The sequence below is a fragment of the Paenibacillus sp. 2TAB19 genome (genome assembly GCF_052115185.1).
Taxonomy (GTDB): Bacteria; Bacillota; Bacilli; order Paenibacillales; family Paenibacillaceae; genus Pristimantibacillus.
Genome location: NZ_JBFRGE010000129.1, coordinates 1 through 10,777, shown reverse-complemented (window position 1 = coordinate 10,777; position 10,777 = coordinate 1). Strand labels below are relative to the sequence as shown.

Here is a 10,777-nt window from a genome sequence, read left to right as displayed (position 1 = left end):
CTATTACTCTGAATTTAACGTAGAAAATATATACTAACGAATATTACATTGTCAACAACCTAAAAATTGGCACGTCAGCTTTTTGTCAGAAACGATTTTGCTGGAAATTCGACAAATCCCTTGTCGCATATAGGATGCTACAAATTTCAAAAAATACACTTGCGGTAAATTTTACTTTAAAAAATTTTTTATCGGTGCTTACAAATCGTTTGTAAATAGCTTTTGGATACTAGAATAAACATGCAGGCTTTCGGTCATTCCATGCATGAAAAAAAGCCCGTGACATCGACTTCGAGTCGATACACGGGCTTTTGATCGTTTTTTATACAAACGATTGTATATAGATACTGTATAGCGTATTAGTAAGTCATTCCAGGGTATAGCGGGAATTTAGCTGTCAGGTCACGAACCATGCCGCGCGCTTTCTCAAGAACAGCTTGATCCTCCGTATTTTTCAATACCAGGGCAATCACTTCTGCAATAACTTTCATTGCGTCTTCATTCATTCCGCGAGCTGTAGCCGCTGGCGTACCTACACGGATACCGCTAGTTACGAACGGGCTCGTTGGATCGAAAGGAATAGCATTTTTGTTAACTGTGATGCCAACTTCATCCAATACATGCTCAGCCACTTTACCTGTAACGCCAAGATTACGCGTGTCGATCAGCATTAAGTGGTTATCCGTTCCTCCGGATACGATGTTGATTCCGCGGGACAACAATTCTTCGGAAAGAACTTTAGCGTTCTTCACGACGTTTTGTGCATATTGCTTAAAGGAAGGCTGAAGCGCTTCGCCGAAAGCGACTGCTTTTGCCGCGATAATATGCATAAGCGGTCCGCCTTGGGAACCTGGGAATACCGCTTTATCGATAGCGGCAGCCCACTCTTTGCGACAAAGAATCATACCTCCGCGAGGTCCGCGAAGCGTCTTGTGCGTCGTTGTCGTTACGAAGTGCGCATGCGGCACTGGGCTCGGGTGAAGACCTGCAGCTACAAGTCCTGCGATGTGTGCCATATCAACCATGAACAATGCGCCTACGTCGCTTGCGATTTTGCCCAATTTTTCGAAATCGATAATACGAGGGTATGCGCTTGCGCCAGCTACGATCAAACGTGGACGGTGCTTGAAAGCAAGTTTGCGAACTTCTTCATAATCGATTGTGAAGGAGTCTTCTTGTACGCCGTAAGCTACGAAGTTGTAGAGCAAGCCGGATGCGTTAACCGGGCTGCCGTGCGTCAAGTGGCCGCCATGCGCCAGGTTCATGCCAAGAACCGTATCGCCAGGCTTAAGAGCAGCAAGGTATACAGCCATATTCGCTTGTGCGCCGGAGTGCGGCTGAACGTTCGCGTGCTCAGCACCGAACAGTTCTTTCGCACGGTTGCGGGCAAGATCCTCAACGATATCGACATGCTCACAGCCGCCGTAGTAACGCTTGCTTGGGTAACCTTCCGCGTATTTGTTCGTCAATACCGAACCCATTGCCTCAAGAACAGCTTCACTTACGATGTTCTCGGAAGCGATTAGTTCGATATTGTCGCGTTGGCGAGTCAGCTCAAGGCCCATTGCTTTTAGTACTTCCGGATCTTGCTTACGTAGATTTTCCATGTCATTAGTTCCTCCTTAGGTTTAAAAAAGATTATATAGGTTGAAGTCTGTATCCTTATAGAGTCAGTCGCATGTGCCGCTGGCCTGCTCCGCGGCAGCTCCATCAAGCTCATAGACGGCACGGATACCGCCGATCAGCTTCGGTCTCGTGAAAGCCATCGTAACATGGGCGCTGCCGATGCTCTTAATCGAAGGTCGAACCGGTACGGCAACTCGCTTCAAGTGCATCCCAATCAGCGTATCGCCGATATCGATGCCCGCATGTGCCGCCACGGTCTCTACGAGACACGCTCCCGGGAGAGTCCGATAAGCGAATGCGGCCATTGAACCGCCCGCCTTCGGAATCGGAACTGCCGATACAAGCTCTAGACCGAACCGCTCAGCAACCGGCTGTTCGATGACAAGCGCGCGATTCAGATGCTCGCAACATTGATAAACGGGATGAAATCCGATTTCCTTGCGAACAGTCTCGACACCGGCGAATATTCGCTCGGCAGCATCTAGCGTGCCTGCCGTTCCGATGCGCTGTCCAAGCACCTCGCTTGTACTAACACCTATAACGAGCAGCTGTCCAGCCGACAATCCGCCCGCCGAGGCAAGCTCCCTTATGATCGTTTCTACATTCGAAGCAATCGATTCCAGCGGATCGCGATCATTCATATATGCTTCCGTCATATCGATTACACGGATTTCGAAGCAAATTGTTGTTCGATTTGAGCTAATTTATTCAATCGGCCCTGGTGGCGTTCGCCTTGCGAGAACGGCGTTTCCAACCAGATGCGAATGATTTCCTGAGCAACGCCAGGACCGATGATTCTCTCTCCCATGGCAAGCACGTTCGTATCGTTATGCTCGCGAGTCGCCTTAGCCGAGAACAGATCATGTACAAGCGCACAGCGAATGCCCTTCACTTTATTAGCGGCAATCGACATCCCAATGCCCGTCCCGCAGATCAGAATGCCGCGATCGGCTTCTCCGTTCGCAACGAGATCACATACAGGAAGCGCGTAGTCCGGATAATCAACCGATTGACTGCAGTCGCAGCCTACATCGACAATTTCATGTCCCAACGATTCAATGAAGGGCACGACAACATCCTTTAGCACATAGCCGGCATGATCGGCTCCAATTGCAATTTTCATAGGTTTTTTTGACCTCCCTCGAACTCAATTACAGTCTTATTATACCTGCATTTGTCAAGCGTAAACGGCTGATACACTGATAACGACAATTCTTATGAAGACAAAAAAAGAGCATGACATGCTTGTTAGCATGTTGCTCTTTGCCCAGGCGACCGGCCGTATGATCCGATGCTCCACCGTGGTTAGCCCACTTCCGTCGCCAGTTACATCGGAAACCTAATTTGTCTTTTCATCATAGCCGATAAACGACAAAAAATCAATTGCAAACACCTATGGCGGATTCGAATTATCGCTTGGAAATCTTATCAAGCAGACGGACAAGCGCCGTCTCGATTTCCTGCGCGCAGCTAGCATATAAAGCAAAGGAGCCGCCGAACGGATCAGCGATGTCGAAGTCGGGAATGCTCCGTTCCAGCTCAAGCAGACGCGTGCGTTCCAAGGACGTAAGCTGCTGGCCGAGAGCCTGTTTCATATGCATGTCCGTATAAAGTCCTTCAAGCTCCTCGATATCAGCAAGAACGCGCTCGTCTATGTTCGTATACTCCTTAAGCGTATACGTCTTGTCAACCGCTTCCGGAAACCATTGAAGAAGTCCTCTCTTATGTCCGGAGGTCATCGTCAATATAAGATCTGCCCATTCAACCGCTTCCGAAGTCATCGCTCTGGAAGAACCTTTATGTTCGATCTCGCGTTCGCGAAGCGTCTCCAGCGCATGTTTGGAAACGGGAAGTCCGTCAACCGTCGATACGCCTGCGGAACGAACGGCAACCGTAATCCCTCTCATTTGCGCCATTCGTTTCAGCATCGCTTCCGCCATTGGGGAGCGACATGTATTGCCGGTACATACGAATAAAATACGTTTCATGCCTGCTGCCTCCTTATCATGTCGCGTCAAGGTGAAACGGCTGTCGCCGATTTTTGGCGGCAAAAGCTAATTTTAAAAGATTTTATAAAAACTAATATTCCATTCGTTTCATACAAAACGCAAAGTGCAGCCGCATTGTGCAATTCGCACAAACTTGCAGCACATTCACTTAACTAGATAGTACCGAAAAAGACCGATTACGTCCAGCCTCGTTAGCATGGAGAGGCATGTCCTGTCAGAAGATGAACAAAATACCGAAGACGAATAAAATAGCACCGCCGAGCGCTTCTCCATACTCGCCTAGATCAGCGCTTACTTTCCGTCCAAGCGACAGCCCCATTATCGACATTAAGCCGCCAAAAATGCCGAACAGCAATACCGTCAGCCATATATCCGCAGCAAACATGCCAAGCGTAATGCCCACGGAAAACGAATCGATGCTCACGCTAAGCGCGAATACGAGCAAGCCCCAAGTGGTGCGGTGATCGAATGACGTGACGGCATCGCCCCGCAATGAGCTGTATATCATATGTCCGCCAAGCAGCAGTAACAGAATACCTGCCGCGATCGTAGCCACACTGCCAAGGAGCCCGCTTACGAACTGCCCCATCACGATGCCGCCAAGCGGCATGATGATATGAAACAAGGCAATGACCGAGCTAAGCTTCAAAATATCTTTGATCCGAATGCCTCTCAAACCGATACCGAGCCCTAACGAAAAAGCATCAAATCCTAACGCTACAGCCATGATAAGCAGCGTCACAAATTGTCCTGCATGCAAATCAGCCTCGACCACAGCCTATCTCCTCCATGTCCGTCACATTCTATACCAAACATATGCGAACAAGTGGACAAACAGACTACAATCATTGCAATCGAATAATTCGATTTCCTGCGGCTTTCGCCATACGGTTCATAAGCGCTTCACCGATTCCGTGCTCGGGGGCGCATTCGGCCCAGATGCGCTGTACTTTCGCAGCGTCGAATTCGCGCAGCGTGGCATACAAGCGATGAGCAGCTTCTTCAAGCAACTTCTCGCTTCCGCAAGACAGCACAAGATCGCCTTCATAGAAGGCGATTCGTTCTTCAAAAGCCAATACGCCGACAGTCTCCCCGCGTTTCTTGGCCTTATCGACCTCGGCGCGGATGTAGGCAGCCACCTGAACTGGCTCGCCTTGCACGAGTGTAAGCTCACCCTGCGGGGCGTAATGCGTATACTTCATACCAGGCGACCTTGGTGCGGCCTCCGACTCTGCAGCGTCGGCGCCTTCGATGACCGCATGGGGGAATGCGGCTCTCAGCGTTTCCTGCGTAATGCCGCCGGGGCGCAAAATACGAATCGTTTTATCGTCAGCGAGCTCTATGACAGTCGATTCGAGACCGACACCCGTCGCTCCGCCATCGACGATACCGTCGATCCGGCCTTCAAGGTCCTCCAGCACATGCGCCGCAAGCGTCGGGCTTGGTCGGCCTGATCGGTTCGCGCTTGGCGCGGCGACCGGGCAAGCAGCTCGTTCGATGAGAGCAAGCGCCGCTGGATGATCCGGCATGCGAATGCCGACAGTGGCAAGACCGGCCGTAACAAGCGGCGACAGCTTGCCTTCGCGAACAGGCAGCACGATCGTAAGCGGTCCTGGCCAGAAGCGTTTCATAAGCTGTGCGGCAAGCGGCGGATAAGGCTGTACTAGCTCATCCGCTTGGCCAATGCTAGCGATATGCACGATCAGCGGATTATCGGACGGCCGTCCCTTGGCGGTAAATATCCCTTGAACCGCAGCTGTATTTCGAGCATCGGCTCCTAAGCCATAGACCGTTTCGGTCGGGAAGGCGACTAAGCCTCCACCCTGCAGCACGGCGGCTGCTTCTTTAAGACTCAAGGCAGATGCAGGCTCTTCGGCCTGGACTTGCCATATCGTTGTTTTGTTCATCGTATCGTTCAATCCTTGCTTATCCATGAATGTGTTGCCTATAAAAGCATTATAGCACAGCCACTTGTAAGCAAGCCGTTTCGTTATACGAAGAGAGCTTTGAYCCAGTTAAACAGCTTTTCGAGCATCTCCCACAGGAAAAACTTCGCTTCAGGCGTGGACGGTTGTTCGGATTGATCATCTGGCTGCGCTTGCTTGTCGACCGATGGTTCTACCTGCGCCGCTGCCACCGTTGATGCTCCAGCAACCGCTTCGCCGGATGCTCCATCAACAAAACATAACGGAGGGAAAAGCACGCACCACCAGTTTTGACCGTTGCCTGCGCCAAGCGTAATGCGAACCGCCTCGTAATCGCCGGCAGGATACATTTCGCTGCCGTACATTTTCGTAGGGAAAGGAACAACGCCAAGCTCAGCGTCCGAGCCGTATGTGAAGCCGCGGCTTGCAAGCACTTCAGCCGTAATCGCCTTGATCTCCGGCATATGAGCCAGAATCGTTTGGCGAGCTTCCTCAATCGTTTGCGGACCGCTTACCCAAGTACCCATCGCTTTGACGATCTCGTCGCGCACAACGCGCTTCACCGCTTGGTCGGCAGGACTATCCGAATTTGCTAAAATGCGAAGGCGAATCGCTTCCTGCGGAATTTCTCCGCTTGCGATCGCTGTATCCATGCGGCCGGTTTCCCAGCTCATAATCAACATAATAAGTACAAATACAACTAAACCGTAGCTATTGCGGTAACGAAATTTGGATTTGGAGGAATAAGGCTTAACATTGGAATAAGAATGATTGGAATAATGGCTGGACATACACAAGCTCCCCTCGCGCACCCGTCGGTGCGACTGCTTGCGTTCCGGAACGTCTATGTGTTCAGTATGTCCGGCAATCCTAGCAAGTAAACCTAGTAATCTATTATTTTGCAGGGGCTGCCGTGAGATGGCGTTTTTGACGGGCTGCCCTTGCAAAATAGTTTTGATTGGATTTAGTCCAATCAAATGGTACTTATCGGCTCGAAACTGCCTTTTGACTGGAAAACGTACAGCCAAAACCGCCTCACGCGGCCAAATTCGAACACATACGCTCATTAGCTTGGATAAACTCCAATCAAAGTGGAAGAGTCGAGCAGATAGATTCATTTGATTGGATGAAATCCATTCAAAGGCTACAAATGAATGGATAGGAGCCTGCGCAGCAACGGAAGTGAAGCCTGAATTAGATGGTTAGTTAGTTGTTTGTTGGCGGGGGAGCAGACTGGTTGAGGTTAGTGAGGGGACAGGGATGCGAGTTGTTAGCTAAAGCGGATTGAAATGATGGAGGCGCGGAGAGACGGCGATTGATTGTGTGGAGGCGCGGAAAGAATCCGCGCCTTGAAGGTTGTGATGTTCGCAGCGGCCGCTATTGGCGCGACTGCGATTGTGTAGCGATGACATGGCGCTCGATGCCGCCATAATCGGTAATAATACGTATGTCGTCCCATGCGGACATACGCTCAAGCATTGCCGCGACGAGGCTAGGCTGGCCGATGCCGAGCTCGAAGGCAACGATGCGCGGCAGCACGGCAAGCTGCGGAAGCTGCTCGATCATGCGGCGATACGGGTCAAGCCCGTCTTCGCCGCCGACCAGCGCGAGGTGCGGCTCATAGTCGCGCACCTCGCGCTGCAGCCCTTCCATGTCCGCCGCCGGTATGTATGGCGGATTGGACACGAGCACGTCGATGCGCAGCCCGGCGTGCCCAGTATTGTCGCGGCCCGGCACGAAGGGCGCGAGAAGGTCGCCCTGCACGAAAGCAATGCGGCCGTCCGCCTCATGGCGGGCCGCGTTCGTGCGGGCGACTGCAAGCGCGTCCGGCGATAGATCGGACGCGCATAAGCGCCATCCGTGACGCTGCGAAGCTAGCGTCACGGCGATGGCGCCGCTGCCCGTGCCGACGTCGACGACCGTCGGCACGGCAGCAGCCTCCGGCGGCCATAGCCTATCGGCCGCCTCAAGCACGGCCTCGACGAGCAGCTCCGTCTCCGGCCGCGGAATAAGTACGGCCGGCGTGACCGCGAACGGCCGGCCGTAGAACCACTGCTCGCCGATCATATACTGAATCGGCTCGCCCAGTGCCTTGCGGCGGACCAGCTCCGTCCATGCCTTTGCCTTATCCGCCGGGAACGGCTCGCCATAGTCGCGCAGAAGCTGCGAGCGCTCCATGCCGAGCACATGCAGCAGCAGCAGCTCCGCATTGCCTCGCGCCTCTTCAACCCCGTGCGCCGCAAGCTCGTTCGTCGCGCGCAGCATCRCATCGCGCAGCGTCAACCTCTGCGCCGCCCCATTTCCACCAACAACATCGCCCATCATCCCAGCACCCTCCATACTCTTCACGCCTAATCATAATTCCCCGCTTGAAATTAACGTGAATTACTCCCGTTAATTTCAGCCACATCCACCCATCCAAGCAAAAAACGCCGGACCTCCGCCGCGCTCGCTCTTCTAGAGAGCAATCGCAGCGGGAATCCAGCGCATTGTTGTTATCTTAGCCCATCGATTCGCGTTCCATCAGGTCCGCTTGCTCGGCAATCGTCAGCGACGAAATAATGTCAGCCATATCGCCGTTCATGACGGAGTCCAAACGGTGCAGCGTCAAGTTGATACGGTGATCGGTTACGCGGCTTTGCGGATAGTTGTACGTACGGATCCGCTCGCTGCGGTCGCCTGTACCCACCTTGCTCTTACGCTCGCCCGCATATTTCGCCTCTTCTTCTTGACGGCGAATATCGGAGATACGAGCGCGAAGCACTTGCAACGCCTTCGCTTTGTTCTCGTTCTGCGATTTGCCGTCTTGGCAAGTCGCCATAATGCCCGTAGGTACGTGCAATACGCGAACTGCCGACTTCGTCGTATTAACGGACTGTCCGCCTGCGCCGCTGGAGCAGAACGTATCGACCCGTATGTCTTTATCGAGAATTTCGATCTCGACTTCTTCAACTTCCGGCATAACCGCAACCGTCGAAGTCGACGTATGAATGCGGCCGCCCGATTCCGTTGCAGGAATACGTTGTACGCGGTGAGCGCCGCTCTCGTACTTCAGCTTGCTGTACGCGCCTTTGCCCTGCACCATGAAAATAACCTCTTTAAATCCGCCCACATCATTCTCGCTAAACTCCATAAGCTCTACGCGCCAGCCTTGCGCATCGGCGTACTTCGTGTACATCCGGTACAGATCGTAAGCGAACAATGCAGCTTCGTCTCCGCCTGCCGCGCCGCGAATTTCCACGATAACGTTCTTGTCGTCGTTCGGGTCCTTCGGAAGCAATAGAATGCGGACTTTCTCGTCCAGCGATTCCTTCCTCGCGCTAAGTTCGTCGATCTCCATCTTCACCATTTCGCGCATTTCATCATCGAGCTTCTCGCCTTGCATGACTTTGGCGTCATCGAGCTGCTCAGACACTTGCTTATATTCCGTAAAGGCATCGTATGCCTCTTGTAAGTCCGACTGCTCCTTCGAAAGCTCTCTAAGCCGCTTCGGATCACTGGATACATCCGGATCGCATAACAGCTCGCTTAGCTTCTCATACCGGTCGGCGAGCGCTTGTAAACGGTCTATCACAATCATTCACCTCTGTTTATTCCATTAGGATATTCCTTATTATATCATACCTGATGCCGCGTATCGACAGGTGCTTTTTTGTAGTTGTTCATTACGTATGCTTATTCTGCCCCGCATGCTACACCAAACGTCGCCACTCTTTGCAAAAAAGGGCGTCTAGACATGTTCACGCGAGCGCGCGCCATGCCAAGACACCCTTCTATTCAACTTACACGTTAAAACGGAAGTGCATAACGTCGCCGTCGCGCACGACGTAATCTTTGCCCTCGAGGCGAACTTGGCCTCTCTCGCGGGCAACGCCCATCGAACCGGCCGCAGCCAGGTCCGTGAACGATACAACCTCGGCACGGATGAAGCCGCGCTCGAAGTCGGTATGAATAACGCCTGCCGCTTGCGGCGCTTTCGTGCCGTTGCGGATCGTCCAAGCGCGGACCTCTTGTACGCCAGCCGTGAAATACGTATACAAGCCAAGCAGCTTGTAAGCCGCTTTAATAAGACGGTTCAAACCGGACTCGGCCATTCCGAGCTCCTCAAGGAACATTTCCTTGTCTTCGCCCTCAAGCTCGGCGATCTCGGACTCCACCTTCGCGCTGATTGGAACAACCTCGGCATTTTCTTGTGCCGCGAACTCGCGCACTTTCTGTACGTATTCGTTGCCGTCCGTATCGCCCGCTTCGGATTCGCTTACGTTCGCCGCATACAGCACCGGCTTCATCGTCAGCAAGTGCAGGTCGCGAATAACGAGTTTCTCTTCTTCGCTCAGATCAAGACTGCGAGCAGGCAGATCGTTATACAACGCTTCCTTCACCCGCTCAAGCACTTCAACCTCCAAAGCGATCTTTTTGTCGCCGCCCTTTAAGTTTTTGCGGGAGCGGTCGATTTTTTTCTCAACCGAATCCAGATCCGCAAGCACAAGCTCAAGGTTAATCGTCTGAATGTCGCTGATCGGATCTACTTTGCCCGCGACATGCGTAATGTTGTCGTCTTGGAAGCAGCGAACGACGTGAACGATCGCGTCAACCTCGCGGATATGCGCAAGGAACTTGTTGCCAAGTCCTTCGCCCTTGCTCGCGCCCGCAACGAGGCCGGCAATATCAACGAATTCGAATGCCGTTGGCACGATGCTCTTAGGAGTAACGAGCTCAACGAGTTTATCCAGACGCTCGTCCGGCACCTCAACGACACCTACGTTCGGATCGATTGTACAGAATGGATAGTTCGCGGATTCTGCGCCCGCTTGCGTAATTGCATTAAACAAGGTCGATTTGCCGACGTTCGGCAAGCCGACGATTCCTGCTTTCAAAGCCATGTATATGACACCCCTATTTTCCCGAAAGTAAACAACTTCCGTCATTATACCCCAGCAACCTCCACTTTGAAAGTCCGAAAGGCTGGAATGGCGCTTATGTTCGCAGGAAATAATACCGTGGAGCGAGTTATCGCAGCCTTATACAGGGAGATGACAGCATGGAAAATCAAACGCACAAAGGCAATTACAAAGGCACGACGCATATGAAAGCGAAAAATCAGGACATGGCCTTCGTCAACGACAACGTCGAGGATGCCAAGTCCGTCTCCAACTTCTCCACGAAAAAGAAAAAAACGGATTAATCCCGTAAAGAGGTGTTGTCCCAAAAGAGGGC

Annotated in this window: 11 protein-coding genes and 1 riboswitch; of the genes, 1 reads left to right on the top strand and 10 read right to left on the bottom strand. The window is 52.4% G+C overall.

The window, feature by feature from the left end; all coding sequences use genetic code 11:
* Nucleotides 1–359: 359 nt before the first annotated feature.
* From glyA to ychF, 10 genes are all read right to left on the bottom strand, one after another.
* A complete protein-coding gene (glyA, locus tag AB4Z33_RS29400) occupies nt 360–1,607 on the bottom strand; it encodes a serine hydroxymethyltransferase (RefSeq protein ID WP_442053305.1) in 1,248 nt (415 codons plus the stop codon).
* A 63-nt stretch (nt 1,608–1,670) separates the two neighbouring features.
* Nucleotides 1,671–2,282 (bottom strand): TIGR01440 family protein, encoded by a 612-nt coding sequence (locus AB4Z33_RS29395; protein ID WP_442053304.1) that lies wholly within the window; start codon nt 2,280–2,282, stop codon nt 1,671–1,673.
* A 5-nt stretch (nt 2,283–2,287) separates the two neighbouring features.
* Complete coding sequence (gene rpiB / locus AB4Z33_RS29390) at nt 2,288–2,749, bottom strand: ribose 5-phosphate isomerase B (protein ID WP_337103886.1); 462 nt, start codon at nt 2,747–2,749, stop codon at nt 2,288–2,290.
* Nucleotides 2,750–2,884: 135 nt separating this feature from the next.
* A riboswitch (ZMP/ZTP riboswitch) is annotated at nt 2,885–2,966 on the bottom strand.
* 69 nt (nt 2,967–3,035) lie between these two features.
* The gene (locus AB4Z33_RS29385) at nt 3,036–3,614 is read right to left on the bottom strand and encodes a low molecular weight protein arginine phosphatase (RefSeq protein WP_442053303.1); all 579 of its coding nucleotides are present in this window, start codon (nt 3,612–3,614) and stop codon (nt 3,036–3,038) included.
* A gap of 235 nt (nt 3,615–3,849) precedes the next feature.
* Nucleotides 3,850–4,362 (bottom strand): manganese efflux pump MntP, encoded by a 513-nt coding sequence (locus tag AB4Z33_RS29380; RefSeq protein ID WP_442053306.1) that lies wholly within the window; start codon nt 4,360–4,362, stop codon nt 3,850–3,852.
* Between the two features lie 118 nt (nt 4,363–4,480).
* Nucleotides 4,481–5,569, bottom strand: coding sequence for an L-threonylcarbamoyladenylate synthase (locus AB4Z33_RS29375; protein ID WP_442053302.1), 1,089 nt, complete (start codon nt 5,567–5,569; stop codon nt 4,481–4,483).
* A 56-nt stretch (nt 5,570–5,625) separates the two neighbouring features.
* Nucleotides 5,626–6,351 (bottom strand): stage II sporulation protein R, encoded by a 726-nt coding sequence (spoIIR, locus tag AB4Z33_RS29370; RefSeq protein WP_442053301.1) that lies wholly within the window; start codon nt 6,349–6,351, stop codon nt 5,626–5,628.
* 586 nt (nt 6,352–6,937) lie between these two features.
* The gene (gene prmC / locus AB4Z33_RS29365; protein ID WP_442053300.1) at nt 6,938–7,885 is read right to left on the bottom strand and encodes a peptide chain release factor N(5)-glutamine methyltransferase; all 948 of its coding nucleotides are present in this window, start codon (nt 7,883–7,885) and stop codon (nt 6,938–6,940) included.
* A 175-nt stretch (nt 7,886–8,060) separates the two neighbouring features.
* A complete protein-coding gene (gene prfA / locus AB4Z33_RS29360; protein WP_442053299.1) occupies nt 8,061–9,134 on the bottom strand; it encodes a peptide chain release factor 1 in 1,074 nt (357 codons plus the stop codon).
* A 208-nt stretch (nt 9,135–9,342) separates the two neighbouring features.
* Nucleotides 9,343–10,443 carry a redox-regulated ATPase YchF gene (ychF, locus tag AB4Z33_RS29355; RefSeq protein ID WP_337103984.1) on the bottom strand — a complete coding sequence of 367 codons (1,101 nt, stop codon included), beginning with the start codon at nt 10,441–10,443 and terminating at the stop codon, nt 9,343–9,345.
* 158 nt (nt 10,444–10,601) lie between these two features.
* Here ychF and AB4Z33_RS29350 point away from each other — a divergent pair, with 158 nt between their 5' ends.
* Nucleotides 10,602–10,745 (top strand): hypothetical protein, encoded by a 144-nt coding sequence (locus AB4Z33_RS29350; RefSeq protein ID WP_442053298.1) that lies wholly within the window; start codon nt 10,602–10,604, stop codon nt 10,743–10,745.
* Nucleotides 10,746–10,777 lie beyond the last annotated feature (32 nt).

Excerpts from the sequence above, each read along its gene's own strand:
- glyA (WP_442053305.1), bottom strand. The coding sequence starts at position 1,607 with ATGGAAAATCTACGTAAGCAAGATCCGGAAGTACTAAAAGCAATGGGC.
- AB4Z33_RS29395 (WP_442053304.1), bottom strand. The coding sequence starts at position 2,282 with ATGACGGAAGCATATATGAATGATCGCGATCCGCTGGAATCGATTGCT.
- AB4Z33_RS29385 (WP_442053303.1), bottom strand. The coding sequence starts at position 3,614 with ATGAAACGTATTTTATTCGTATGTACCGGCAATACATGTCGCTCCCCA.
- rpiB (WP_337103886.1), bottom strand. The coding sequence starts at position 2,749 with ATGAAAATTGCAATTGGAGCCGATCATGCCGGCTATGTGCTAAAGGAT.
- AB4Z33_RS29350 (WP_442053298.1), top strand. The coding sequence starts at position 10,602 with ATGGAAAATCAAACGCACAAAGGCAATTACAAAGGCACGACGCATATG.
- ychF (WP_337103984.1), bottom strand. The coding sequence starts at position 10,443 with ATGGCTTTGAAAGCAGGAATCGTCGGCTTGCCGAACGTCGGCAAATCG.
- AB4Z33_RS29380 (WP_442053306.1), bottom strand. The coding sequence starts at position 4,362 with ATGGCTGTAGCGTTAGGATTTGATGCTTTTTCGTTAGGGCTCGGTATC.
- AB4Z33_RS29375 (WP_442053302.1), bottom strand. The coding sequence starts at position 5,569 with ATGGATAAGCAAGGATTGAACGATACGATGAACAAAACAACGATATGG.